The following is a 23,994-nucleotide window of genomic DNA, read 5'->3' on the forward strand; positions in this document are numbered from 1 at the left end:
GAGGATGACGCGCATGGATGTGCGGAGCAGGAACCATGTGACGGTGACCGGGCGGGCCGGCGGGCCGGTGGTCGTGCTGGCGCACGGGTTCGGGTGCGATCAGAACATGTGGCGTCTGGTGGTGCCGATTCTGGAGCGGGACTTCACCGTCGTCCTCTTCGACCACGTGGGCGCGGGCCACTCGCAGCTGTCGGCCTGGAGCCGGGAACGCTACTCGTCCCTCGACGGGTATGTGGGCGACGTGCTGGAGGTGTGCCGGGAGCTGGGTCTGGGCCCGGTCACATTCGTGGGGCATTCGGTGAGCGCGATGATGGGTGTGCTGGCCGCCGTGCGTGAGCCCGAGGCGTTCGCAGGCCTGGTCCTGCTCGCTCCCTCGCCCTGTTTCATCGATGACCCGGCCACCGGTTACCGGGGCGGGTTCAGTGCCGAGGACATCGAGGAGCTGCTGGAGTCGCTGGATGCGAACTATCTGGGCTGGTCGGGCGCCATGGCGCCGGTGATCATGGGCAATCCGGAGCGGCCTCAGCTGGGTGAGGAGCTGACGAACAGCTTCTGTCGTACCGATCCGGAGATCGCGCGGGTCTTCGCGCGGGTGACCTTCCTGTCCGACAACCGCGCCGACCTTGCCGGAGTGCGGGTTCCCACGCTGGTTGTCCAGTGCTCCCATGACGCGATCGCCCCGCCGGAGGTGGGCGCGTTCGTCCACGCGCAGATCCCGGACAGCCGGCTGGTCACGCTGACCGCGACTGGGCACTGCCCCCAGCTCGCCGCACCGGAGGAGACCGCCGCGGCGATCGCCGCCTTCGCGGATACGGCCCGATGATGTCCACGGCCGACGAAACCGAAGACAGCAAGGACCCGTTCCAGGGGCCAGCGGACCAGGATGCCCGGTTCTCCGAGCTGCTGGAGGACAGCGCCGAGGACCTCTACGAGCATGCCCCCTGTGGCTATCTGTCCACGCTGTTGGACGGGCGGATCGCGAAGATCAACGCCACCCTGCTGGACTGGCTCGGCTACGAACGCGACGATCTGGTGGGCCGCAAGCACTTCTCCGAGCTGCTGACCGTCGGCGGCCGGCTCTACCACGAGACGCACTTCGCGCCGCTGCTGCGCATGCAGGGCGAGATCAGCGGTATCGCCCTGGAGCTGAAGGCCGCGAATGGCTCCCGCCTGCCCGTCATGGTCACCTCGGCGGTCAAGACCGGCAGTGACGGCGAACCGCTGCTGATCCGCACCACGATCTTCGACGCCCGCGACCGCCGCGCCTACGAGACGGAGCTGCTACGGGCCCGGCAGCAAGCCGACCTCGAACGCGACCGCCTCAAGGTCTTGAACACCACCTTGCAGAAGACCCTGCTGCCCCCGGTGCTGGCGGACGTGCCGGGCCTGGACGTGGCCGCGCACTACCACATCGCCTCCCTGGACGAGGTCGGCGGCGATTTCTACGACCTCTTCCCCCTGGCCGCGGGAACCTGGGGCATGTTCCTCGGCGATGTGTGCGGCAAGGGCGCCAAAGCGGCGGCCGTCACCTCCCTGGCCCGCTACACGCTCCGGGCCGCCGCCGTCTACAACCCGGACCCGGCGGCCGTCCTCGGCAACCTCAACACGGTCCTGGGCCACGAGTACAACGGCACCGACCCCCGCTTCTGCACCGTCGTCTTCGGCCTGCTCGCGCCCGACCCCGAACGAGGCGGCTTCACCATCATCCTGGCCAGCGGCGGACACCCCCCGGCCCTGCTGATGCGCGCCGACGGTAGCGCCGACTACCTGCCCACCCCCGGCGGCCAGCTCATCGGCGTCCTCCCCAACGCCCACATCTCCACCACCAACGTCCACCTCGGTGCCGGCGACACTCTGCTCCTGCACACCGACGGCCTGACCGAAGCCCACACCGCAACCGGCCCCGACGGCCGGTACGGCGACGACGCCCTGCTCGCCTTCGCCCGCGCTCTGGCCCCCACCACCGCGTCGGGCGCCATCGGCGCCGTCCGCGACCTGCTCGACACCTTCGGCACCGGCGTGGACGACGACACCGCCGTCCTCGCCATCCACGTGCCCCGAACCCTCAGTGAAGAGCGGCCGTGACCAAACACCTGACCCTCCACACCCGCACCACCACCGCTGGCCCGGTCATCGAACTCGCCGGAGAACTCGACCACCACACAGCGCCCGACGTCCGCGACGCCCTCCCACAGCTCGACCTGCGCCCGGGTCAGCAGCTCGTCATCGACCTCGCGGCGATCACCTTCTGCGACTCCAGCGGCATCACCGTCCTGATCGCCGCCCGCAACCACGCCCTGGCCGCCGACGCGGCCATCGCGCTGGCCGCCGTCCCCGAACGCGTCGCCCGGATCTTCCGCATCGTCGGCCTGGAGCAGGTCTTTCCCACCCACCCCACCGCCCAGGCCGCCGAGGACGCCTGGCAGCGCACCCCGGACTGACCTGCGGCACCAAATCCCGGCGGGCCAGGACTCCTGCGAAGCATGCTGTCCCGAGCCCCGCAACGGCCGTGCCGCGAAGCGGTCAGTCTTCGGCGTCCTCCGCGCCGACTGCGTCCGGGTCACTAGAGGCCGCAGGCCCTGGGCGGGACCGCTGGCCTGAATGTTTAGCAGGTAGCGGCCCAAGCAGTGCGGCGCGCCGCGGATCCGGCGCCCGCTCGATCGTCCGCGCCTTGCTCAGCTGCCCGTACCGAGCAGCGTGGACAACCGGTTCATGGGAACCCGAGACTGGTTCACCCGGCCCAGTGGAAATGTGGAGATCTCCTCCACTCGCTCCTTGGCACGGATCGTCGCTGTGTGCCCGTCGTCTTCACCGGCGGCGTGCGCAGCCGCTCCAGCTCCAAGACCCGCTTTGCCCTGACACCACCAGCAGCCCGGCCGGCGCCGGCGCGAGCGCGGGATCGGCCCGGTGCCCGGCACGGGCCACCGCCTCATACAGCCGCCGACGCGGCCACCGTGCGGCCTCCGACACCCGCCGGGCCAGCACCGACACCCCCGGCAGCAGCACCCGGGTCTTACGCAGCCACGTCACCGCGTGGTTGAACAGCGCCACCGGCCCTCGGCTGATGGGGATCTTCGACTCTCCTCACCCGGTGCTGAGGATGGCCTCGGAGTTGCTCGCCTTGATTCCTCAGGCACGCGCATGCTGATCTGCGGGTGTATGCCGAAGGTGAGGGCTGGCCCGGTGACCGGGCTGACTGGGTAGGACGGCTGGGATGGGCGGCCCGGGGTGAGCGGGGCATTTCGCGCAGGCGGCGACAGGTGTCCGGGCTCAGGGCTCGATCACGAGGCGTTCGATGAGGTCTTCGCGGAGTGTGAACTGGTAGCTCAGATCGATGGTGCCGCCAGGGAAGTTGCCTTCGAGGTGGTGGGTGGCGATGTAGTGCGTCGCGTCGGTCTGCTGAGCGTTCGTCAGGTGGGTGGTGTAGGTGAATTCGGTGGCGGATCGGCCGAGCCAACCCTCGATCGCCTTGGTGCCCTCGTAGGTGTTGCCGTCGTCGATCACTGTGGCTTCGCGGGTGAACGCCGTGGCTGCGGTTGCGGTGTCGTGGGTGCGGTGCGCTGTGAGGTATCGGGTGATGACCTCGGGCAGGGTGTCCGGGGTGATGGTTCGGGGCTGGTTGTCGTGCATGACGCTCCTCGGGGTGGTGGGTTCAGACGGTGGGGGTGGTGCCGCCGTCGATGACGTGTTCGGCGCCGACGATGGCCGAGGCGCGGTCGGAGACGAGGAAGGCGACGAGCTCGGCGACCTCCTCGGGCCGGTTGGGACGGCCGAGGGGGATGCCGCCCAGGGAGTCCATGAGCCGGCCCAGCGCCGCTTCCTGGGTGATGTCTGCCTCCTCTGCGATCCGGGCGACGAGGTTGTCGGCGGCCGAGGTCTGCACGAAGCCGGGCGAGACGGTGTTGACGCGGATGCCGTGCGGGGCGACCTCGTTGGCCAGGCCCTTGCTGTAGGTGGTCAGGGCGGCCTTGGCGGCTGCGTAGGCGAGAGTTCCGTTCCACAGCGGCATGCGGCGCTGGATCGAGGTGACGTGTACGACCGCGCCCTTGCCCGTGGCGATCATGTGCGGCAGGAGTGCGCGGTCCAGACGGACGGCGGCCAGCAGGTTCGTGTTCAGCTCCCTGGCCCAGTCGTCCTCTCCGAGCGCCGCGAACCCTCCAGCGGGTGCCTCGGACCCGCCGAGGGTGTTGACCAGGATGTCGACGCCTCCCAGACGGGCGTCCACATCGGCAGCGACGCGGGCCGCGCCCTGGGCGGTGGACAGGTCGGCGGTGATGAACGTCTTCTCCTCCATGGCTTCGGGGCGGCTGCGTGCGGTGACCAGCACGGTCGCGCCGGCCTCGGCGAGACGTCGGGCGATGGCAGCCCCGGTGCCCTTGGTGCCTCCGGTCACCAGAGCACGTCGGCCTTCGAGGGACTCACTGATGGACGTGTTCACGATGTGCTCCGCTCCCGGATGCGGGCGCAGAAGGCGCCGCTCCCGTCATTACTGCTAAAATAGAAGCTAGTAACTTCGACTTTAGCAGCAACTGGGAGGATGGTCGCCGTGGCAAGTCGGATCAGGCTGGAGGACCAGGAGTGCCCGTTGTCCACGACGGTAGAACACGTGGGTGAGTGGTGGACGCTGCTGATCCTCCATGACGCCTTCGACGGCTACACCCGCTTCGACCAGTTCCAGGAGAGCCTGGGCATCTCCTCCAGCATGCTCACCACCCGGCTGAAGACCCTAGTCGCGGACGGACTGCTGGAGCGTCGGCCCTACCAGACCAACCCGGTACGTCACGAGTACGTTCTCACCGAACTCGGGTACTCCCTGCGGCCGGTGATCGTCGCCCTGGCCGCATGGGGCAACTCCCGCCTCGCACCGGCCGAACGCAGCATGATCCTCATCAACGCGCACAGTGGCGAGGAAGTCGAGCCCGTCGTCGTCGACGCCAAGACCGGCCGCCGGCTCGAGGACAGCGACACCTACGTCTTCACCGCGGGTCCCGCAGCCAGCGACGCCATGCGCCACCGGTACGCGAAACGGCCGGCCACCCCCGCGGAAGCGTGAGGACGTCGCGGCCAAGCACCTAGGCAGGACCGAGACGCACAGATCGTTTCAAGGCTCTGGCCGGAGTTCCGTGAAATCCCAGGTCAGGGACCGCATGCTGGAACGTTCCAGCAGGGCATGCCTGGCTGGTGGGGGTCTGCTCGCTGGACGATGTGCTGTTCCCGGACGTCGATGTTCGCTTGGAGGCCGTGGAGTTCACGGACGAGGTTCTGGTCGTGGTGGCGGCCGCGTGCGGTCCGCCGCCCAGATGCCCGGGGTCCCGTGCCCGCAGGGTCCATTCTTCCGATGAGCGAAGCCTCGCCGAGAGGCCTTTGTTCGGGAGGAAACTGCTGGTCAGGCTGCAGGTCCGGAGATTCTTCTGCGACGGGCCGGGTGTCGGCGCCGGACGTTCGTCGAGCAGGTCAGCGGGCTGAGCGAGCGGTATCGCCGATCCAGCCTCGGACTGAAGACTTGGCTGCGGCAGGTCGCGGTCGAGCTCGGCGGCCGGGCCGGTGAACGACTGTGCCGCCGGATGCACCTCGCCGCAGGACGCACACGCCTCCTGGAACTCCTGGACCTTCCGACCGTGCCGGATCGGTCCCCGCGGGTCCTGGGCGTCGACGAGTTCGCCTTCCGCAAGGGCCGCACCTACGGAACCATCCTCGTCGATGTAGAGGCCGGCCGCGTTGTGGACGTCCTGCCCGACCGCACCTCCGAGACCTTCGCCGCCTGGCTGCGCGAGCACCCTGGTGCTGAGATCATCTGCCGGGACCGGGCCACGGCCTACACCCGTGCGATCAAGGAAGCCGCCCCCGCCGTGGTGGAAGTCGCCGACCGTTGGCACCTGCTGCAGAACCTTGCCGCCGCGGTGCAGAAGACCTGCCACCAACACCGCGCCTGCCTGCGCAAACGCGCCGACGAAGAGATCGCCCGGATGCCCGAGGCGCCCCCGCTGATGCAGCTCCCGCTGCACGAACTGCCGCGGACGCAGATCACCGAACGGACCCGCCACCGCCACGCCGACATCCACAAACTCATCGCGGCAGGCTGGACCATCAGCGCCATCGCCCGACGCCTCCACCTCGACCGCAAGACCGTCCGCCGATTCCGCGACACCGACCTCGACCAGCTCCTGGCCTCCGCCAACGAACGCCGACCGGCCGGAGTGCTGGAACCGTTCAAGCCGTACTTGAACACCCGCTTCACCGAAAGCCTCGGCCAGGCCAGCGGCAACCGCCTCTTCCTGGAGATCCGCGAACGCGCCTACCGCGGCAGCCGCCAGGTCGTCCGCAAACACCTCGCCGCCCTCCCGGACATCGCCCGAGCCTGCGACCTCGCCCGGGCCTTCGCCGAACTCCTCCGCCACCGGCGCGGCTTCCTCCTCCCCGAGTGGATCCGCCAGGCCGAACAGGACGCGCCCAAGCCCATCAGCGGCTTCGCCGGCTTCCTCCGCGGCGACCTTGACGCCGTCACCGCCGGACTCACCCTCCACTGAAGCTCAGGCATCGTCGAAGGCCACGTCAACAGAGTCAAAACACTCAAGAAGGCGACGTACGGACGGGCCTCCTTCGACCTCCTTCGAACCCGCATCCTCATCACGCCGTAGTCTTCCGCCGTGCGCTACTTGGCAGAACCATTCATTCTTGGCGCCCTCGACAGGGGCCGTTCCGTCGAGCAGTTCCTCGGACCATCTGGAAGCCCCGAGCGACTGGGAATCCACTGGGTCGAGATCCGGCCGGTGCGAGGGACCTACGAGGTCTACCTGCACGCCGCTCTCGACTGCGAGCCACTGACCAGCGACCTGGATTCGCTGCCACCGCTGTTTGAGGGCGAGGAAGAAGAGTTCGGCCTCCTCGTGGCAACCACGAACACCGCCCTCGACGCCTTGGACGTTGCCGAGACCCGAACCGGAGCAGTACGCGAACGCTGGGTCAACCAAGCCATGGCAGGCGACGAGTACTCCGACTACGTGCTGGCCGGCCGCCCAGCCATCACGCCTGACGGCCAGCCATGGCCGACCCCGCAGTCGTCCTGATCTGGGATTTCACGGAACTCCGGGCAGAGCCGTTTCCAAGGATCGCCATCACGGCGGCGTGCGTCCACGCCCGCCCGTACAGGAACCCGTGGGACCCGCCCCCATCGCCTGTCGGTGAGGTCGCGGTACTTGAACCGCTCCTGGATCTCCTCCGCGTGCTCGTACGGCGTCCTGCTCCGCTCGGGAGGGCTCGGGTTGTCCTGCCCGAGGCCCGCTCCCCCGTTCCGGCGGGCCGGGCGCCAGGGTCGCGAGCTCGGGCTGGGCGAAGTGGACTGCGGTCAACGCCGTCGCGCTTGGTGCGCACATCTCGCCGCCGGGACTGTCAGCCTCCGTCGGCCGCCGTGCGGGCCCGTACCTCCTCCGGCGTGAGGTAGTGGTCCGTGAACTCGAAGTCGCGCAGCGTCCCCGGCTTGTACGTCTGGAAGCCGGTCCGGACGAAGTCGTCGCCGGCCACGGCGTTCAGGAGCCAGTTCGTCATCACCCGGGTCTTCGCGGCCCCGGTGCGCAGCGCCGCCCAGTGGTAGCCGCGGGCCACGGCCTGGGCGGGCATCCCCCGCAGGCCGATGCCGAGCGGCCGGGAGACGCCGTCGCGGCCGCCGAGGTCCACGACCAGTCCGAGGTCCTTGTGGACGTAACGGCGCAGCGGGGTGCCCCGCAGTGTGGCGACGACGTTGTCGGCGGCGACCCTGCCCTGGCGCTCGGCGTGCTGCGCCGTGGGCGGGCACACCGCGCCGTCCCCGCCGCCGGCGAGGTCGGGGACGGCGGCCGCGTCGCCGAGCGCGAACGCGCCGTCCGCCCCCGGCACCCGCAGGTCCGGAGCGACGACGAGCCGGCCGCTCTTCGCGGTCTCGGCGCCCAGCGTGGCGATGAGTGGGCTCGCGGCGACGCCGGCGGTCCAGATGAGGGTGCGGCTGGGCAGCACGCGCCCGTCGGTGAGGGTGACGTCCTCGGGGCCCGCCTTGGAGACGGAGGCGCCGAGCGAGACCTCGATGCCTCGGCGGCGCAGCACGTCGAGGGCGGCCCGGCCGAGCCTGTCGCCGAGTTCGGGCATCAGTTTCGGGGCCACGTCCACGAGGTGCCAGCTGATCTCGCGCCGGTCCAGCCGGGGGTAGCGGCTGACGGCGTTCGTGGTGAGCCGCTCCAGGGAGGCGGCCGTCTCGGTGCCCGCGTAGCCACCGCCCACCACAACGAAGCCCAGCCGTGAGGCCCGTTCCGACGAGCCCGGTGCGGCGGCGTCGGCCAGGTCGAGCTGGGCGATCACATGGTCGCGCAGGTGGGCGGCTTCGGCGAGGGTCTTCATGCCGCGGCCGTGCTCCACCAGGCCTGGGATGTCGAAGGTGCGGGTCACGCTCCCCGGCGCGAGCACCAGGTAGTCGTACGGCTGGTCCACCAGCTCCCCGGTGATCTTCCGGATGACGCAGACCTTGGCCCGGGTGTCGACGCCGACGGCCCCGCCGGGCACGATCTGGGTCCGGTGGCGGCGGCTGCGGCGCAGCGACACCGCCACGGACTGCGGGGTGAGTACCCCGGAGGCCACCTGCGGCAGCAGGGGCAGGTAGAGCTGGTAGGAGAACGGAGTGACCAGCAAGATCTCCGCCTCCCCGGGTGACAGCGTCCGCTCCAGGCGGCGTACGCAGGCGACGCCGGCGAAGCCCGCGCCGACGACCACTATCCTCGGTCGCGCCATGGTGTCCGTCCCTTCTCAGGTCTACGGGTCCCCAGCACGCCTTCCCCGGCAGGCCGTTCCATGCACCCGGAAAGCAGGACGAGCGCCTCCGGAGGGCCTGGACGGCCACCGAACGGAACCAGATGCACCCGACCCGAGGCGCAGGAGCGCTCATCAGGGCTCGCATTCAAATGCTGGGCAAGCCGGCCGACGTGGTTGAGCCGGTTGTCCTTCACGAACTGGCTCCCGACGTAGCAGCGTTGGCCGGAAGCCCGCGTGATCGGGGCGGAGTCGGCGTATGCCTTCGGCCCCACAGCCGTGGCGAACCTGCTCCCCGTCGTCGCCGATCTCGCCCAGAATGCGCCTCGCGCCGTCCTCTGAAGACCGCCGTGCAGAGGAGCACGCCGAAGTCGCGGCGGTTAGCCCGCCCGCCGCGAAACCGCCCAAGGCCGCGCAGCGGCAGTACACGCCTGGCCGAGGCCTGCGAGGAGATGACCCCGGCCTCCGCGGTCTACACCGCGTCATGCCTGAACTGCGGCGGCACCTACGGCAAGCCGTGGCGCCGTATCCGGCCTTGACGAGCGTGAGTGCTACACCCAGGTGTAGTTCGCGTCGGTGACGGCATCCAGCGCCGTGTCGGTGACAGCGGCGTACGGATCGGCGAGGGCGGCAAGGGCGGGGCCGATGGGCGGGAGGATGGACAGCTCGGCGGTGTTGCGGTAGTCGATCCACTCGATGACACCGACCTCGTGGCTGGCATCGGGGAGTTCGTCCAGTTCCTGCTCGGCCGGCTCGGCGGCCTGGCCGCCAAGGAGCCCCTGGTCGCGTTGAAGGCCCTGGCCGACCTGCGGCACGCCATCGCCCAAGTCGGCGAGGACGCCTCCTACGAGCTCGCCGCCGAGGAGGTACCGATCGCCAGGTGGCGACGGCGCTCGACACGAGTGAGACCGCGGCCCGCAGCCACCTCGGGAGCTACCTCCACCGTCCAGGACGTGCAACACGTACGGCTGAAGGCCCCTTCGTCCCGTCCTGGATGGGATTACCTTCCGTCATCCACAACGGATGAGCGGGAGGTTCCATGAGGGTGCAGCGCGTGCTGATGCCGGACTCGGAGGCCGAGTCGTGGACAGAGCTCGGGGACGACCACGTGCCTGTCGCACCGATCGAGCGCTGCCTGGCCTACCTGGCCTGGGGTGACAAGTCACCGAACACGGTCAAGGCGTACGCCCACGATCACCACGGGGTGCCGCTCGGCGAGCTCATGGTGACGATGCGGCCCGCCAGCCGCCGTGGGCGGGGCAGTTCCTACAAGCCGTTCCTGGAGCACATCGCCAAGAGCCGTCCGCAGAAGGCCCGCACGATCCGGTTGCGGCAGCCGCGGCGGCGGCCTGTCGTGTTGTCCGCCGGGGACGCCCAGTCGGTGCTGGACGGGTGCGGGCATCTGCGGAACCGGCTGCTGTTCGCACTGCTGCTGGACACCGGGCTGCGGATCGGCGAAGCCCTGGGCCTGCGGCACGAGGACATCGCGCCCGCCGAGCGGCAGGTGAGCGTCATCCCGCGCCCGAACGCAAACCGGGCACGGGCGAAGGCGGGCCGCTCACGGGAGGTTCCGGCCAGTGCGGAGCCGATGCGGCTGTATGCCGACTACCTCAACCGCGGTTACGGCGACCTCGACTCGGACTACGTGTTCGTCAACCTCTGGGGCCGTCCGCACGGCCGTCCGCTCACCTACTCCGCCGTCTATGACTTGGTGGAACGGCTGCGCCGCAGCAACGGGAAGCGCTGCCCGGTCCCGGGCTGCAACCGCGCCGCGCACGAGCAGGGCATGGGCACCGGACATGCCCAGCGCCGGCGGCGGGACGGGCGCCCTGACCTCGCGGTGTTCGTCGCCGACCCCGGCCCTCCTCTCCCCTGGGCGAGCTCACGCACTGCACCGTTGTGGGCTGCCGCTTCGGCGCCGCCGGCAAGGGACTGTGCTCGCGGCACCGCGACAAGTGGTCCCGCTCCGGAAACATTGATCCCGCCACCTGGGCGGCCTCCGCGCCGCCGCTGCCAGGCACCGACCGCACTGAGTGCACTCTGCCCAACTGCACCCTGTGGGTGGAGAACGCGGCGAACACGTTCTGCAAGAGCCATCGCGTCCGGTGGCGGCAGGACGGCGCCCCGCCGGTCGGGGACTTCATCGTCGAGTGCCAGTCCTTCGGCCTGCCCCGAATGGACTTCCGCGACCTGGCGCCGCAGCTCAGGCTGGAGTTCCAGTACGCCGTCCAGACCCGCCGCGACGAACAGACCGTCACCGCCCCGGCCCGCATGATCGCGGCCGCCATCCCCTGGGCCCGCGAGGAGCATGTGACTTCCCTGCTGGACTACTCCGCCGAGCGATGGCAGCGGGTCGCCAACCCCTCCCAGCGCCGCGGGTCCGGCGGCTACGACAAGCGCGTCGCGGTGTTCCTCCTCTACGCCAGAGACGCGGTCGAGACCCTGCGCGACGGCACCGGCTGGGAAGTCGAGTACGCCCGCGACGTCTGGCGGCTGGGCAAGCTGACCGAGCTCAACCGCAGCGCCAGCCGGCCCCGTCCACGCAGCGAGCTGCGGTTCGACCGGATCACCCAGCCCTGGTTGCGGGTGCTGGCGAAGCGGTGGATCCGGCTGCGGCTGTCGTCCGGCCTGAACGTCGGCACGGTCACCGGCTACATGCAGGCCCTGACCCGCTTCAGCGAATTCATCACCGCCGTCGGCCCAACCGTCCTCCGCGGCCTGGGCGACGTCGACCGGGCCCTGCTGGAGCGCTACCTGGCCTGGCTGACCGACCTCCCCGGCGGGCTCAGCTCGAACGAGAACCGCGTCAACGGCCTGCATCTGTTCTTCCAGGCCATCCGCCAGCAGGGCTGGGACAACTCCCTGCCGACCAGCGCCGCGTTCTTCACCGGCGACTGCCCAAGGCGCCGCACGCGACTGGCCCGCCACCTCGCGGAGCACATCATGACCCAGGCGAGCAGCCCACGAACCTCGATCGGTGGACCGACTCCGCCGCCCGGCTGATCACCCTCGTCCTGTTCCACTGCGGCCTGCGGGTATCCGACGCCTGCACCATCCGCTTCGTGGAACGGGGCACGCTGAACATGTCGGCAATCTGCTGGACAGTCTTCTCCCGGGCGTCGTAGAGCTGCTGGGCGAGCTCAGCCTGGTCGGCTGTGAGCTTCGGCCGGCGCCCGCCGACCCGGCCGAGGGCCCGCGCGGAGGCAAGCCCATCGTTCGTGTTCGCCACGATCATCTCTCTCTGGAGCTCCGCAAGCACGCTAAGCATCCCGAACATGGCCCGGCCCTCCATGGTGGCGCTGTCGATGCCCTGCTCGATGACGTGCAGCCCGATCCCGCGCTCGCGCAGCTCGGCGCCGAGGGTCACCAGGTGCAGGACGGAACGGGAGAGCCTGTCGAGCCGGGTCACGCTTGGCGGCGGCTCGGGGATCAGGGCCTCCTCAACCGCCACCGGCTGCGACGTTCCTGCGCCGCAGCCAGTGCCACCACCGGCTCTGTGGCCGTTGGGTGGACATGGCCAGCGCTGTCTCCAGCGCATTGCGGGTGCTCAAAGTATGCGTGTGCTCGTCGCCCAGGATGCGGACGCGGTCATCGAGGGTTCGGCGCAGCAGTTCTATCGCCTCGGCCTGCTCACCTGCACTGGTCAAAGCGAGAGCGAGGTTGTGGCGACTGGCAAGGGTATCCGGATGCTCGGGGCTCAGGATACGGGTGCGGTCCTCCAGGGTCTGCCGGTGCATGCGCACTGCTTGTGCGTGCTCGCCCATCCCGTCCAACGCGAGACCGAGGCTGCCCCGGCTGGCCAGCGTGTGCGGATGCTCGTCGCCCAGAATGCGGGCGTGGTCGTTGAGCGCCTGCCGCAGCAGCTGTATCGCTTCCGTCTGCTGCCCCGCCCTGGTCAGGGCGCTGGCGAGGTTGTGGCGGCTGAGCAGGGTGAGGTGGTGTTCGGGGCCCAGGACACGGATGCGGTCCTCCAGGGTGCTTCGGTGGATGCGCACTGCTTGTGCGTGCTCGCCCATCCCATCCAGCGCGAGACCGAGGCTGTCCCGGCTGGCCAGGGTATGCGGATGCTCGGGGCCCAGGACACGGGTACGGTCGTTGAGGGTCTGCCGCAGCAGACCCACCGCCTCGGCATGCTCACCCGTCCCGTCCAAAGCGCAGGCGAGGTCATTGCGGCTGATCAAGGTATCGGGGTGCACGGGGCCCAGGATGCGGGCGCGGTCCTCCAGGGTCTGCCGGAGCAGACGCCTTGCCTCGGCCGGCTCGCCCATGCCGAACAAGGCATTGCCCAGGTTGTTGCGGCTGGTCAAGGTATCGGGGTGCTCGGGGCCCAGTATGCGGGTCTCGACCTCGAGGACCCGTTCATGCAGCAGGCGCGCCGCATCGAAAGCGCCAGCCTTCTGCAGCACCTGCGCCAGGGTGTTGAGAGTGGTGCGGTGGTGCGTGGCGGTGCGCGGGTCCGCGTGGTCGAGCAGCAGCGGCAGGTGGGGGGCGAGGAGCACGGCTGCAGGCCAACCAGCGCGCCCGCGCTGGTTGGCCTCGTGCACAGCCGTGGTCAGCCGCTCGGCAAGAGCCCGGTGCCACACGGCGAGATCGGAGGTCTCGGCCGTGAGGGCGACAGCGTTGATCTCTCGGATCAGGGGATGCAGCACCACCTGCGCCCCCTCACTGCTGCCCGACGCCGGGCCGGTGCTGCCGGGAGAGTGGGGCAGGCCGAGGAGACCGTAGCGGTGCAGGCCGGCGAACGCGGCCTCCAGGGCCGCCGCGGTGACGTCGTGTCCGGTGACGAGGGATAGCAGGTCCGGGGTGATCAGGGACAGTGGGACGGGGGCTTGAGCCAGCAGGGCCAGCAGTCGCAACAAGGGGCGGGCCAAAGCGTTGCCCTCCCCGGCGAGTTGGTCCAAGGACACCTCCCAGGTGTGCCGCACCACGGCACGGGCGACCTGCGGATGGGAGGCATTCGGGTGCGCCGCTCCCAACAAGAACCGCAGTTCCTGTTCCAGGGCCTGGCGGTAGGCGGCAAAGGTGCGGTAGCGGCTGGTGGGTCCGGCCAGATAGGTGCCGGCCGCGTGCAACGCCAGTGGCAGCCCGCCCAGTCGCGCCGCCAGCTCCCGGGCCTGCTCGGCGGTGCCGGCCACGGGAGCAGCGTCCAGCAGGACCTGCCCCGCAGGTCGCACCGGCAGCGGCTCCAGTGGCAGCAGTTGTGCGCACGGACCCCAGGTCTGCTCGGTGCCATCCCGGCTGGTCACCACCAGCAGGCCCCGGCCGTGAGGACGGATCCAGCCGCGATAGTCGGCCACCGGCTCCCCTGCCGGGCCGATCTCGTGCGGCTCGTCGGCGTTGTCCACCACGAGCAGCCACCGCCGTACCCGGCCCAACTGTCGCCAGACCACATCCGGCAGGCTCGCCTGCCCCGCTCGCGCGGCCTCCAGCTCTGCCTCTCGCAGGCCGCAGGCCAGCGCCGCCTGCACCATCTGCTGCGCCAGCTCGGCACCGTCGCGCCAGCGCACCCAAAACACTCGCCAGCCCGCCGCCTCGGCCTGGGTGGCCAGTTGCGCGGCCACCGTTGTCTTGCCCATCCCGCCGACCGCGCACAGCACCGCGAACCGGCCTTGTGGCCGCCGAAGCATGCCTGCCAGCACGGCGAGTTCTCCCTCACGCCCCCGCACGCGCTGAACATGCGGGGGGCGTAACGAAGCCTGCTGGCCTCGGGTCAGTCGGCTCACCGGTGCCAGCCGCGCCGGGGGCCTTGGTGCGGCATCCAGTTGGCGGCTCCACAGCAACAGCCCGATGCTGACCACCACCAGCACGGCGAACACCGGCCAGATCACCCACGCCTGCGCCGCCCAGCCAGGCACCGCGTTACTGGCGTAGTTGGTCACCGGCCCCAGCACAGCCGCCACCAATGCGGCCCCTCCCGTTACCGCCGACCCGGCCCACGCACCCCGTCTACGCCCCACGGTCTGCCACCCCCGTCCACCGTCACCAGGATGTTCCCGCTTGGATCACGTCCATGGAAGGGTGCGGGTGGTCACGACGCGGGCAGCGGTGTTGCTCCGGTTCAGCGGCCGGATGCCGAGCCTGCTGCTTGAACGCCGTCATCCGCCGCGCGGCGCGGCGCGGGCACCAGGGCAGGCAGCAGGTCGAGCCGCTTGTCCATGTCGAGGCGGAAGGTGCCGTACGGGTTGATGTTCGACCAGAACAGCGCAGTCAGTCCTCGTCGGACAGCTTCTTCGCCCAGGCCGGTTCGGCGAGGACCAGTTCGCACTCCCTTGGAGACTGCACGTCCGACGGGTATGGCTCCACCATCCAGAACCACTGCACCCTCGTCATTTCGCAGCCCGACCTCTCCCTCTGTGAGATCACCGGCATCATCTCCGACCGGGAACTTGCCGGGGGAAACGGCAGCTACTGGCTCAACACTCCCGACGTGAGGTCCGGTACGAAGGTCCTAGTGATCCCGTTTGAGGGGCTGTCCCAGGCGGAATCGTGGGTCTCGACTGGGGCCAACGAGCCGCTCGCGCAAGAGCAGGTGGCCGAGGTGCTCGGGCAGGAGGATCTGACCACGCTGGCTAAGGCCCTGGGGATCCCCGCCTCCGAAGTATCGGCCGGCCTGGCCGAGAAGATCCCGGCCGTCGTCGATGGCGCCTCGCCGGACGGGAAGCTGGCCGTCGCTTCGGAGCGGCCTCCCGCCGCTGACCTGGGCAGCGGACAGATCGTCATCGTCAAGGTCGCTTAGCCGGGCCAGCGGAGAGGTGGGCAGTCCGAAAGTCAGCGGTCGGCGCCGCAGGCCAGAACAGGTTCTGAGCTCTATCTGGGTGCTTGGCGGCAGGCTGGCCCGGCAGTTCGTTCCCGGCAGCCTGCCAGCCGCCGGGAACGAACTGCCGGTTGAGGTCGACACAGTCTGGGACTTCAAGATCCCTGGTTCAGGGCCCGGGTCAGTTCTCGGTCCGCTGCTCGCGCCGCTTCTAGTACCTCAGTCCGCTCGTCGAGCTCGCCCCGCTTGTCAACGAGGTCTGGTCCGAGCAGGGCGATCCGCCGTTGAGGGCGCCGGCGGGCCGCCTCGACCGCCAGTTCCGCCTCGGCTCAGTCCCGGTATCGGCGGTACGCACGTGCAACAGCCGTTGGACGTGCGTCACCCGTGACACAGACAAGCCTGTTACTTGCAGGCTCGCAGTCAACACCAATGGATACCGGCCACTATCTGGCTGACAGCCAGCTTCGTCACGCTGCGGAACCGGGAGATCGTGAGCTCCATATCGGAAGCTGGTAGGGACTCCACCCGGCCGTGACCAGCTCGCTTCACGGAGGACACGTGCCGCAGGACATCGAGTTCCACCTCCCCTTCCCGAGCTCTCTCAGCCCGGATCTGGCGGGCGCGCGGCAGCGCAATCCGGCCTGGGTACGGGGTACGGGTCTCGTCGGGGAGGGCCGCTCGCACCGACGGCTGTGAGAACGCCCGGTCTGACCATCCGAGCGGACCGTGTGAGGCGCTGTCAGAGCCCCGTGTCAGGATCCTCCCCAGGTCGGTGACGTCGATGCCGTCCCCGGATGCGACCCGTCGGGCGCACCCGGGGCAGCCTGGCGCCCGGCCCGGGCCACCCACCCGGGGCGGCGCGTCAAGAAGGGGTGCGGATGGACATCGACGGCGACGTCGCGGAAGCGTGGCGCCCGGCCACACCGCTGTCACGGCTGCGGGAGCTGGCAGCGCAGGCTCCCGGGCCGGCCCGGATCGTGGCGTCCCGAATAGGGCTGCCGGCCGAGCTGGCCGAAGAGGTGGCCGCTCGGGCCGTCGCCCGCGGCCCGGCCTGGTTCGGGGTGCTGCGCGCGCTCGCGGCCCACCCGGCCACCTCGGCCGAGCGGCTGGCCGAGCTCGCCGCCCACCAGGAGGAGTCGGTGCGCCGGGTGGTGGCAGTGCACCGCGCGACCCCCAAGACGGCGCTCAAAGCGCTGGCCCGGGACGGATCGGCAGCGGTGCGCCGGGCCCTGGCCGGACGTGAAAAACTCCCGCGCAAGGTGGCCGCGCTGCTGGTCACCGACACCTCCGCCGAAGTCCGGCTGACCCTGGTCCGGCGGATCGACGCCCGGCCGGAGCACCTGCGGGCCCTCGCCACCGACCCGGACGCGCGGGTCCGTCGGGTGGTGGCCGCACTCGGCCACGCCGGCGACGCGGACCTCACCGATCCGGACCCGGGCGTGCGCCGCAACGCCGTCAACAAGCGCTCAGCAGGAGAACTCGCGCCGCTGCTCGACGCCCTGGCGCAGGACCCCGACACCCGCGTCCGGGAGCTGATGGGCCAGCAGTACCACAACCGCACCCCGGCCGTGCTGGCCCGACTCGCGGCCGACCCCGAACCGTGCGTCCGGGCCGCCGCGGCGGCCAACGCGTTCACCCCTGTCCAGCAGCTCACCGAACTGGCCGGCGACCCGAACCTGCCCGTGCTCGTCGCGATCAGCCAGAACGAGACAGCCCCGCCCGAAACACTCGCCCGGCTCGTCGACACGATCACGCGCTCGTTCGGTGACGGCGAAAGCATCGCGCACGGGCAGGAGCAGGACGTCCAGCGCCTCGCGTATGCGGCACTGGAACACCCCGCCACCCCGCCCGAGTCACTGCGCGCACTGCACGCACTGGGCCTGTGGCCGTACTTCCACCCCGGGAACGCGATGGACCAGCCGAACTGGCCGGCGGACCTACTGGTCGAGTTCGGGCTGACGTACTGTGCGGGCACGGTGTCGGGCCAGGCGGAAATCGAGAGCTTCGCGGCGATCGACGACGCCCGGCACACCGAGCCGCTGGGGGAGGTGCTCGCCGCCATGGCCCGCAGCCCGATCTACTACTTGCGCCGCGCCGTCGCCAACCGTCACACCCCACCGGAGGCGCTCGCCGAATTCGTCCGCGATCCCGCCCGCGCCGAGGACACCGGCCTCCTCAACGACATCGCCAAGAACCCGGCGACCCCGGTCGAGATCCTGCTGGCCTGGGCCGAGGCGGGCGTGCGCCAATACGGCATGCTGAAGAATCCCGCCCTGCCCGAGCCCGTGCTCGCCGCCATCGCGGCGGGCGCGGACGCCTCGGACGCCGCGCAGGCCCGCGCCATGCTGGAGGTCCGGGCACTCCGGGCCGGAACGGAGACCCCGTGCTGACCATGTCCTCCTGGCGGGCCCGGTTCGACCGGCTCGCAGACACCTCCGCGGTGGCCGAGCGGCTGGGCCCCCAGGCCAACATGGCCGACTACCTCCAGGACACGAGCATCGCGTGGTACCACCACCAGGGTGATCTGGTGGTTCCGGAGGACCTCGACCTCGACATCGCGCTGGTCGTCGACGGCGACCTGATCGTGCACGGCTTCCTGGACGACTACGTCTCCGACATCGGCATGCTGGTGGTGCTCGGCGACCTGGTGGTGCGCGACCTGGTCTCCTGGGGTTCGGTGTATGTCGGAGGCGACCTGCGGGCGGAGGGCATCGTCTACGGCTACTACAACGACTTCACCTTCGAGGTGGAGGGCGCGGTGCATGCCCGGGCGCTGGTGCTGTACGACAAGTCCGCCTCCTACCGCTCGGGCGAGCTGGAGGTGGAGGTGGAGTCCTACTTCCCGCCCAAGGAGCAGCTTCGGGCAGCCCGCGACATCTTCGTCCCGCAGGTGTACGACGGCGGCGCGAAGCGGGCCGGGCAGGGACGGCCGCCGAAGCTCCGCCGCCCGAGCTACCAGCGGGTCTGCCGCCGGCTGAGGGCGGGCAAACCGCTGTTCCGCAGCGCGTAGAAGCGCCGCGTGCTCCGTGACGACAACCTTCCCCAGCGCAGCGCCGTCCTCATCCGGCCTCGGGGGTTGCCGGAACCGTGGTCGGCGCTGAGATTGATCACGCTGGCTGTGGTGGTCGGAGAGACGGGCCGTGTCCTTCCCGCCGCCGTCCCCGCTGGTCGGGTCGACGCGTGCATCGGTTTGGACCCCGCGCCGGGCCGATGCAGTCCGCGGCCCCAGATTCCGCACTCTGATGCTGTTGGTCAATTCCGCCCCGCTGGATCTCATCACGACGACGGCCTGCCCAACCCCAACGGGGTCGTACAGGCCGTCGTCACGCAGGCCCTGAATTTGCCAACAGCGTCCGGGTTCCGGCCGGCGCGGGGGCCTTCGCGCGTACCCGGGCCTACCGCTCGCGGCTACCCAGCAGCAGCGAGCGCGTCCAGCCCACCAGCCGCCGGACGATGTCGGAGGCCTGCGTCGCGCGCCGCCGCGAGAACGGCAGCACCAGCAGGGCGGGCACGGAGGCCAGGGTCACGATCACCACGGGTACGAGCGCGAGGGCGAGGGCGACGATGAGCACGCGGGCGGCCCACCGTGCGCCGGAGACCAGGGAGGTCCAGGTGGCAGTGACGGAGCGTCAGTTCCTTCTGGGAGATGGCTGATTGACATCCCCAGGTTGGGGGCAGCCCGGTACGGTGCGAAAGCCGCAACAGTTGCCATTCCGGTGGCACGGCGATGGGGGAATGCGTGATGCCTGAAGTGGCCCGCCCAGCTGCGAGTTCCTCCGAGGTGGAGCGGGGGGAGGTGCCGGAGGTTGCGGAGCTCGGCAACATGTTGACCGACCTCTTCAACGCCCTCGGCGTCTCGCAGCGCGCCTACGCGGTGCGGGTCCACCTCGACCCGTCTGCCGTCTCCCGGTTCCTGCGCGGCCAGCGAGTAGCGACCGAGGACTTCGTGGACCGGCTGATCCGGGAGGTGGGGCAAAGCGCGGAGCCCCGCTCACGGAGGAAGCGCGGGCCCGAGTCGAAGAACAACGCTTGGAAGCCCTGAAGGCAACGGATGTGGGCCTGTTCGAGCTGGCCCGCCTGCGCCTTGACATGGAGCGCTCGCAGCGCGCCGTCGAGCGGCTGGCCCGCAGGGAGGAGGCGCTGCACGACCTGCTGGCCAAGCGGGAGGCCGAGGTCTCCTCGGTCCGGGGCGAGCTCGATCGGCTGCGCCTGGATTGGACCGAGGACACGCTTGCCGCCGACCGCCGCGAGCTGGAGCTTCGTGCGACGGCGGAGGAGCACGCGTCGGCCCGGGAGACCCTCCTGGCCGAGATCGCGCGGCTGCGCGCCGAGCTCGCCGCCACGGCCGCCAGCAAGGCCGAGGCGGAGAAGCGCTGCCGCGACCTGGAAGACCGGGTGCTGACGATGGAGGAGGAGTTGGCGGGGCTGCGCGCGCCGGCCTCCATGGGCGAGAACATACCGATCGCCGCTCTGGTCGAGCGCCTTCAGGAGTTCGTGGCGGCGGGCGATATGCATGCGGCGGGGCGGGAGCTGGTCGAGGTGGCCAGGTCGCGGCCGGTGAAGGAGATCCACAGGGTGCTCTTCTGGCTGGCGAGAGCTGGGGAGGGCAGCCGGGCCGCGCTGCTGCTCAGGGATGTCGTTCAGCTACGTACCTGGGAGGTGGTCCTGGAGGTGGGTGACGTGGAGTGCGCACCGCATCGGGCCCGCTCGTCGAGCCCGCTGCGGTCCGCCTTCTTCGAGGCCGTCGCGCGTTTCCGGTCCGTACCTGAGCTGGCCGACGCGCACCAGCGCTGGTCGGGTGCCTTCCTCATCGAGACAGTAACCCGGGACGACTTGGTGCCCCAACTGGTCGCCACACCCTCGAGCCGCAGTCGGCCCCACAGAAGCCGCCTCGAGGAAACCGTGCTGGTGAAGGTGATCGCCGCCGACCGGCCGTGGAGCGACGCGCTGGAGCTCATCGGCCTGCTCCAGGAACGTTGCGAGCCCATCGGCTTGAGCCTGTCGGTGGCCGTCCGGCTCTGCCCGCCGGAGCGGACCGTGCCCATCCTTGCCGAACTGGCCCGTCCCGTGCTCCTCGACCGCGCCGATGACGTCGACCAGGTCGGCGAGCGGCTGGCCGATCTTATGGCGCAGGGGCCCGAGCGCCAGTTCACCGAGGCTCTCCTGGCCCTGCCCGTGGACGAGCGGGCCCGCCTGCTGGACCGGATGGCGACGGTATCCGCCCCGGTCCTGCTGACCTTCCTGAACAGGCTCCATGTCTCCGGCCAGGCCGCTCTGCTGGCGGATGCGCTGATCGGTCGGGTCCGGGCGGTGGGGCGCTCGGAAGAGCTCCGGCGTCTCGCCGCCGACGCGCGGTTCCTTTCCGGACCGCTCGGCCAGGGCCTCGGGGCTCTGTGACTGAGGGCTCAGGAGCGGACCCCGGGTGTCGCCGGGGCGTGTGATTCCGGATCACGGAAGATCTGACGTACTCACGGGCGTGATTCCCCCCGAAACGGCATTAGGCCGGGCCTGCCGGGTACTTCATCCCCGACATCCTCGAAGTACACCTCGTGTCCGACAGGAGTCGCCCATGAGCGTCCAGGCCTGGATCGGCGCCTGGTTCGCGCTCGCGTTGCTGCTCGCCGCCGTCAACAAGTGCGGCCGCATCCGGTACAAGCGCGCCCGCAGGTGAAGGCCCCGGACAAGCGAAGGAGCCCCGGCCGCCTCAAATTCGGGGCTTCGCGTGACGTCGGCCTTCAAGACCTGGTTGTGGTCTTGAAGGCCGACGTTGTTGTTTGGGGTGGGTGTTGATGTCGATGCAGCCGAAGAGGCCGGGGGAGATTCCGCTTCGCCAACGCGGTCGGCGAGGAAGAAGCCCGCGAACTGTACGACACCTTCGCCGTCCCCACCCCGGGAAAGCCCTCTCCTCCAGCCGGCCACGGTGAACGTCAACCCGTGGGCCGACGCCAAGGTCGACACCACCTCCGCCGACCGCAGACCGCTGCTCATCGTCTCCGGGGAGAAGGACCACACCGTCCCCTGGGCCATCGCCAACACCTCGTACAAGAAGCAGGCCCACAACGCGCACGCGCTCACGGAGATCACCGAGATCTCCGGCCGCGGCCACTCCCTGACCGTCGACCACGGCTGGCGCGAGGTCGCCGACACCGCCCTCATCTTCGTCCGCCGGTTCACCGACCCGGCCTCGTAACGCGCGGCGGAAGTTGAGGTCTGAGGGGGTTCCACCACGTCGAACGCCCCGAAGCCGCGACGAGGGGGCTCGCCTCTTGATCGCCCCAGGCCTCCGCCAACAACCATCGGTTCGGGCCCGGTCACGGACAACAAGGCGACCTCGTTCCCCGCCAACCAGGATCCGGGCCAGTCACGGGCCAGCACCCCTCCGCGGAAGGCCGATGCCGCCATTTCGCCTGGTCAGAAGCGGCCCGGCGCAGGTACCACCAGCACTCCAAGAACCTCCTCGTCTCGTACTTGTCCGCCATCGGGCGCTGGAGCCCCAACGCCCGTATGCCGGCGGCCGCGCCCCGGCGGTCGCGGCCGTCCAGAAGTAGTCCGGGACGTGCCGGTGGGCCGGCAGGCGCTCGCCAGGCGCCAGGCGTATCTCCCGGACCCGGACACGGACCCGGACCCGGTCCGTCTCGCCGAGCAGCCGGCCGCCCGCCTGTCCGTTGGTCGCGTGGGCGGCGCCCGCATGGGCCTCGGCCGTCGGTGTTCCGGCGAGCGGCAGGCCGTCGGTGCTCACCGGGTGGTAGTAGGCACTGATCGAGCCGCTGCTGCCGCCCTGGCTGGTACCGACGGCCAGAGCGGTCGGCGCAGCAGCGACAGCGGCTCACGGGGAGGATCGGGGCGTCTTGCCGCTGCACCCGGCGGTCCCCGGAATCCCTAGGCCATCCGCAGGATGGCGCAGGTCGTCGTCCCGTGGGCGTAGAGCTTGCCGTCGGCGCCCGTGATCCGGGCCTCCGCGGTGGCCGTGGTGCGACCCACGTGCAGGGTCGTGCCCTCGCAGCGCAGGGTCGGGGTGTCCGCCAGGACCGGGCGGATCATGTGGACCCCCAGCTGCACCGTCGTGTACATCGTGCCCGCGGGCAGGCGGGTCATCACCGCCGAGCCGAGCGCCGAGTCCAGCAGCGTCGCCAGGAAACCACCGTGCACCGTTCCCATCGGATTGAGCAGGTGGTCGCCCGGATCCCCTTCGAAGACGGTGAAGCCCTCGCCGGCGTCCGTCAGCCTGAAGCCCATGGTGCTCATGATCGAGGCACCGGGCAGTTCGCCCTTCAGGCTCGCCCGGAGGATTTCCAGCCCGCTCATGCCGAGGATCTGAGGAGTCAGTTCGGGCCTGGGGAGCCAGGTGTGGGTGCGGGAGCGCTCGGCGCCCTTTGTCTCGTACGTGGTCATGGCCCGACCCTAAGACCGGCACCGGCGCCTTCGGGAGTGTCGGATCCGACGCTTTGCGGTCCGAATCCGACAGCACGGGAAGGCTAGGGTGAGCCCGTGAAAATAGCTGTCCTGGCTCTCGACGGCGTCTTCGACTCCGGGATCTCGGCCGTCCTGGACGTCCTCCACACCGCCAACGCCCTGCGCGGCCAGCTCCCCGGAGCCGCGCCCCCGCCCTTCGGCGTCCACACCGTCGGCGTCCGCCGGAGCGTACGCAGCGGGCTGGGCCACCGCATCCGCACCGAGCCCGTCGCCACGGCGGAGGACGCGGCCCTCCTGGTCCTGCCCGCGCTCGCGGAACGACGCCCCGAGGCGCTCGTGGAGACGGTGGCCTCCTCCGGACACCGCACGGCCCGCACGGTGCTGGCCGAGGCCCGGGAGCGCGGCACCCCCCTCGCCACCTCCTGTACGGGAACGTTCCTGCTCGCCGAGTCAGGGGTGCTCGACGGGCTGCGGGCGACGACGAGCTGGTGGCTGGCACCGGTGTTCCGGAACCGCTACCGCCGCGTGGCGGTGGACGAGACCCGGATGGTGACGACTTCGGACGGGGTCACCACGGCGGGTGCGGCGTTCAGCCACATCGACCTCGCGCTGGCCATCGTCGGAATGCGCAGCCAGGCACTGGCCGGCCTCGTCCGGCACTACCTCGTCGTCGACGACCGCGCTTCCCAGGCCGCGTACACGATTCCCAGCGCCCTGGCCCGTCAGGAACCGCTGGTCGCCTCCTTCGAGCAGTGGGTGCGCGCCCGGATCACGGAGCCGCTGTCCGTCGCAGAGGCGGCCCGCGCGCTCGGCGTCAGCGAACGCACCCTCCAGCGCACCGTGGCCCGCACGCTGGGCTGCACGCCCATCCGCCTCATCCAGGACCTCCGGGTGGAGCAGGCCGAACACCTGCTGCGCACGACCGCCCTGCCCCTGGCGGCGGTGGCCCGGCGGGTCGGGTACGAGAGCCCCGGCCCGCTGCGCGCCCTGCTGCGCCGGCGCCTCCCCCCGGCCGTCCGGCCCTGACCCGGCCGGGGGGTGGGGCGGTATCCGGG

24 protein-coding genes and 1 pseudogene are annotated in these 23,994 nt (G+C 70.5%); 16 read left to right on the forward strand and 9 right to left on the reverse strand.

All coding sequences use genetic code 11. The features are described from left to right. Window positions 1-13: 13 nt before the first annotated feature. The 3 genes from ACFYZ4_RS02710 to ACFYZ4_RS02720 are packed head-to-tail and all read left to right on the forward strand — an operon-like array spanning window position 14 to window position 2,441. Window positions 14-823, forward strand: coding sequence for an alpha/beta fold hydrolase (locus ACFYZ4_RS02710; protein WP_390782780.1), 810 nt, complete (start codon window positions 14-16; stop codon window positions 821-823). Continuing rightward, window positions 823-2,085 (forward strand): PP2C family protein-serine/threonine phosphatase, encoded by a 1,263-nt coding sequence (locus ACFYZ4_RS02715; protein ID WP_390782912.1) that lies wholly within the window; start codon window positions 823-825, stop codon window positions 2,083-2,085. Before ACFYZ4_RS02710 ends, ACFYZ4_RS02715 begins: the two co-directional genes overlap by 1 nt. Next, window positions 2,082-2,441 (forward strand): STAS domain-containing protein, encoded by a 360-nt coding sequence (locus ACFYZ4_RS02720; RefSeq protein ID WP_351295657.1) that lies wholly within the window; start codon window positions 2,082-2,084, stop codon window positions 2,439-2,441. Before ACFYZ4_RS02715 ends, ACFYZ4_RS02720 begins: the two co-directional genes overlap by 4 nt. Before the next feature lie 367 nt (window positions 2,442-2,808). Here ACFYZ4_RS02720 and ACFYZ4_RS02725 read toward each other — a convergent pair whose 3' ends face one another. From ACFYZ4_RS02725 to ACFYZ4_RS02735, 3 genes are all read right to left on the reverse strand, one after another. Beyond that, on the reverse strand, window positions 2,809-3,051 hold the full coding sequence (locus ACFYZ4_RS02725) for a hypothetical protein (protein WP_390782781.1): 243 nt from the start codon (window positions 3,049-3,051) through the stop codon (window positions 2,809-2,811). 219 nt (window positions 3,052-3,270) lie between these two features. Next, complete coding sequence (locus ACFYZ4_RS02730) at window positions 3,271-3,630, reverse strand: nuclear transport factor 2 family protein (RefSeq protein WP_390782782.1); 360 nt, start codon at window positions 3,628-3,630, stop codon at window positions 3,271-3,273. Between the two features lie 22 nt (window positions 3,631-3,652). Then, on the reverse strand, window positions 3,653-4,438 hold the full coding sequence (locus ACFYZ4_RS02735) for an SDR family oxidoreductase (protein ID WP_390782783.1): 786 nt from the start codon (window positions 4,436-4,438) through the stop codon (window positions 3,653-3,655). Window positions 4,439-4,537: 99 nt separating this feature from the next. On the opposite strand from ACFYZ4_RS02735, the gene ACFYZ4_RS02740 reads away from it, so the two are divergent. The 3 genes from ACFYZ4_RS02740 (at window position 4,538) to ACFYZ4_RS02750 (ending at window position 7,067) form a co-directional block, all read left to right on the forward strand. After that, complete coding sequence (locus tag ACFYZ4_RS02740) at window positions 4,538-5,053, forward strand: winged helix-turn-helix transcriptional regulator (protein ID WP_390782784.1); 516 nt, start codon at window positions 4,538-4,540, stop codon at window positions 5,051-5,053. Between the two features lie 358 nt (window positions 5,054-5,411). Then, the gene (locus ACFYZ4_RS02745; protein ID WP_390782913.1) at window positions 5,412-6,527 is read left to right on the forward strand and encodes an ISL3 family transposase; all 1,116 of its coding nucleotides are present in this window, start codon (window positions 5,412-5,414) and stop codon (window positions 6,525-6,527) included. 120 nt (window positions 6,528-6,647) lie between these two features. Beyond that, entirely contained in the window at window positions 6,648-7,067 is a 420-nt protein-coding gene (locus ACFYZ4_RS02750) for a hypothetical protein (RefSeq protein ID WP_390782785.1), read from the forward strand. Between the two features lie 322 nt (window positions 7,068-7,389). On the opposite strand, the gene ACFYZ4_RS02755 is transcribed toward ACFYZ4_RS02750, so the two are convergent. Next, entirely contained in the window at window positions 7,390-8,754 is a 1,365-nt protein-coding gene (locus ACFYZ4_RS02755; protein ID WP_390782786.1) for an NAD(P)/FAD-dependent oxidoreductase, read from the reverse strand. Window positions 8,755-9,323: 569 nt separating this feature from the next. Beyond that, window positions 9,324-9,599 carry a hypothetical protein gene (locus ACFYZ4_RS02760; RefSeq protein WP_390782787.1) on the reverse strand — a complete coding sequence of 92 codons (276 nt, stop codon included), beginning with the start codon at window positions 9,597-9,599 and terminating at the stop codon, window positions 9,324-9,326. Window positions 9,600-10,003: 404 nt separating this feature from the next. Here ACFYZ4_RS02760 and ACFYZ4_RS02765 point away from each other — a divergent pair. Both ACFYZ4_RS02765 and ACFYZ4_RS02770 read left to right on the forward strand, forming a co-directional pair. Continuing rightward, window positions 10,004-10,501 (forward strand): annotated as a pseudogene (locus ACFYZ4_RS02765) (tyrosine-type recombinase/integrase); the annotation flags it as partial. 332 nt (window positions 10,502-10,833) lie between these two features. Next, on the forward strand, window positions 10,834-11,775 hold the full coding sequence (locus tag ACFYZ4_RS02770) for a hypothetical protein (protein WP_390782921.1): 942 nt from the start codon (window positions 10,834-10,836) through the stop codon (window positions 11,773-11,775). On the opposite strand, the gene ACFYZ4_RS02775 is transcribed toward ACFYZ4_RS02770, so the two are convergent. Together ACFYZ4_RS02775 and fxsT are read right to left on the reverse strand one after the other, a co-directional pair. Then, on the reverse strand, window positions 11,714-12,223 hold the full coding sequence (locus tag ACFYZ4_RS02775) for a recombinase family protein (protein WP_390782788.1): 510 nt from the start codon (window positions 12,221-12,223) through the stop codon (window positions 11,714-11,716). The two genes, ACFYZ4_RS02770 and ACFYZ4_RS02775, sit on opposite strands and share 62 nt — an antisense overlap. After that, window positions 12,213-14,651 carry an FxSxx-COOH system tetratricopeptide repeat protein gene (fxsT, locus tag ACFYZ4_RS02780; RefSeq protein WP_390782789.1) on the reverse strand — a complete coding sequence of 813 codons (2,439 nt, stop codon included), beginning with the start codon at window positions 14,649-14,651 and terminating at the stop codon, window positions 12,213-12,215. The genes ACFYZ4_RS02775 and fxsT overlap by 11 nt, the downstream gene beginning before the upstream one ends. A 206-nt stretch (window positions 14,652-14,857) precedes the next feature. On the opposite strand from fxsT, the gene ACFYZ4_RS02785 reads away from it, so the two are divergent. The 4 genes from ACFYZ4_RS02785 (at window position 14,858) to ACFYZ4_RS02800 (ending at window position 18,536) form a co-directional block, all read left to right on the forward strand. Continuing rightward, entirely contained in the window at window positions 14,858-15,508 is a 651-nt protein-coding gene (locus ACFYZ4_RS02785) for a YidB family protein (RefSeq protein WP_390782790.1), read from the forward strand. A 549-nt stretch (window positions 15,509-16,057) separates the two neighbouring features. Then, window positions 16,058-16,222 (forward strand): hypothetical protein, encoded by a 165-nt coding sequence (locus tag ACFYZ4_RS02790; RefSeq protein ID WP_390782791.1) that lies wholly within the window; start codon window positions 16,058-16,060, stop codon window positions 16,220-16,222. Window positions 16,223-16,404: 182 nt separating this feature from the next. Beyond that, complete coding sequence (locus tag ACFYZ4_RS02795; protein WP_390782792.1) at window positions 16,405-17,916, forward strand: hypothetical protein; 1,512 nt, start codon at window positions 16,405-16,407, stop codon at window positions 17,914-17,916. Continuing rightward, the gene (locus ACFYZ4_RS02800) at window positions 17,910-18,536 is read left to right on the forward strand and encodes a hypothetical protein (RefSeq protein WP_390782793.1); all 627 of its coding nucleotides are present in this window, start codon (window positions 17,910-17,912) and stop codon (window positions 18,534-18,536) included. Before ACFYZ4_RS02795 ends, ACFYZ4_RS02800 begins: the two co-directional genes overlap by 7 nt. 385 nt (window positions 18,537-18,921) lie before the next feature. On the opposite strand, the gene ACFYZ4_RS02805 is transcribed toward ACFYZ4_RS02800, so the two are convergent. Continuing rightward, window positions 18,922-19,098 (reverse strand): hypothetical protein, encoded by a 177-nt coding sequence (locus tag ACFYZ4_RS02805; RefSeq protein ID WP_351294263.1) that lies wholly within the window; start codon window positions 19,096-19,098, stop codon window positions 18,922-18,924. 224 nt (window positions 19,099-19,322) lie between these two features. Between ACFYZ4_RS02805 and ACFYZ4_RS02810 the strand changes: the two genes are divergently transcribed. The 3 genes from ACFYZ4_RS02810 (at window position 19,323) to ACFYZ4_RS02820 (ending at window position 21,716) form a co-directional block, all read left to right on the forward strand. Then, window positions 19,323-19,568, forward strand: a complete 246-nt coding sequence (locus ACFYZ4_RS02810) for a helix-turn-helix domain-containing protein (RefSeq protein ID WP_390782794.1) — start codon at window positions 19,323-19,325, stop codon at window positions 19,566-19,568. After that, on the forward strand, window positions 19,556-20,923 hold the full coding sequence (locus ACFYZ4_RS02815; protein ID WP_390782795.1) for a hypothetical protein: 1,368 nt from the start codon (window positions 19,556-19,558) through the stop codon (window positions 20,921-20,923). Before ACFYZ4_RS02810 ends, ACFYZ4_RS02815 begins: the two co-directional genes overlap by 13 nt. A gap of 523 nt (window positions 20,924-21,446) precedes the next feature. Continuing rightward, window positions 21,447-21,716: a hypothetical protein gene (locus ACFYZ4_RS02820; RefSeq protein WP_390782796.1), complete on the forward strand. Its 270-nt coding sequence runs from the start codon at window positions 21,447-21,449 to the stop codon at window positions 21,714-21,716. A 689-nt stretch (window positions 21,717-22,405) separates the two neighbouring features. Here ACFYZ4_RS02820 and ACFYZ4_RS02825 read toward each other — a convergent pair. Beyond that, on the reverse strand, window positions 22,406-22,918 hold the full coding sequence (locus tag ACFYZ4_RS02825; RefSeq protein WP_384347649.1) for a PaaI family thioesterase: 513 nt from the start codon (window positions 22,916-22,918) through the stop codon (window positions 22,406-22,408). A 96-nt stretch (window positions 22,919-23,014) separates the two neighbouring features. On the opposite strand from ACFYZ4_RS02825, the gene ACFYZ4_RS02830 reads away from it, so the two are divergent. Next, the gene (locus ACFYZ4_RS02830; protein ID WP_351294250.1) at window positions 23,015-23,965 is read left to right on the forward strand and encodes a helix-turn-helix domain-containing protein; all 951 of its coding nucleotides are present in this window, start codon (window positions 23,015-23,017) and stop codon (window positions 23,963-23,965) included. Window positions 23,966-23,994 lie beyond the last annotated feature (29 nt).

Source organism: Streptomyces sp. NPDC001513, from assembly GCF_042894695.1.
Taxonomy (GTDB): domain Bacteria; phylum Actinomycetota; class Actinomycetes; order Streptomycetales; family Streptomycetaceae; genus Streptomyces.

Bases quoted from the DNA above. Each gene is read 5' to 3' on its own strand.
- ACFYZ4_RS02710 (WP_390782780.1), top strand. From the start codon at position 14: ATGGATGTGCGGAGCAGGAACCATGTGACGGTGACCGGGCGGGCCGGC.
- ACFYZ4_RS02715 (WP_390782912.1), top strand. From the start codon at position 823: ATGTCCACGGCCGACGAAACCGAAGACAGCAAGGACCCGTTCCAGGGG.
- ACFYZ4_RS02730 (WP_390782782.1), bottom strand. From the start codon at position 3,630: ATGCACGACAACCAGCCCCGAACCATCACCCCGGACACCCTGCCCGAG.
- ACFYZ4_RS02740 (WP_390782784.1), top strand. From the start codon at position 4,538: ATGGTCGCCGTGGCAAGTCGGATCAGGCTGGAGGACCAGGAGTGCCCG.
- ACFYZ4_RS02755 (WP_390782786.1), bottom strand. From the start codon at position 8,754: ATGGCGCGACCGAGGATAGTGGTCGTCGGCGCGGGCTTCGCCGGCGTC.
- ACFYZ4_RS02795 (WP_390782792.1), top strand. From the start codon at position 16,405: ATGGACATCGACGGCGACGTCGCGGAAGCGTGGCGCCCGGCCACACCG.
- ACFYZ4_RS02825 (WP_384347649.1), bottom strand. From the start codon at position 22,918: ATGACCACGTACGAGACAAAGGGCGCCGAGCGCTCCCGCACCCACACC.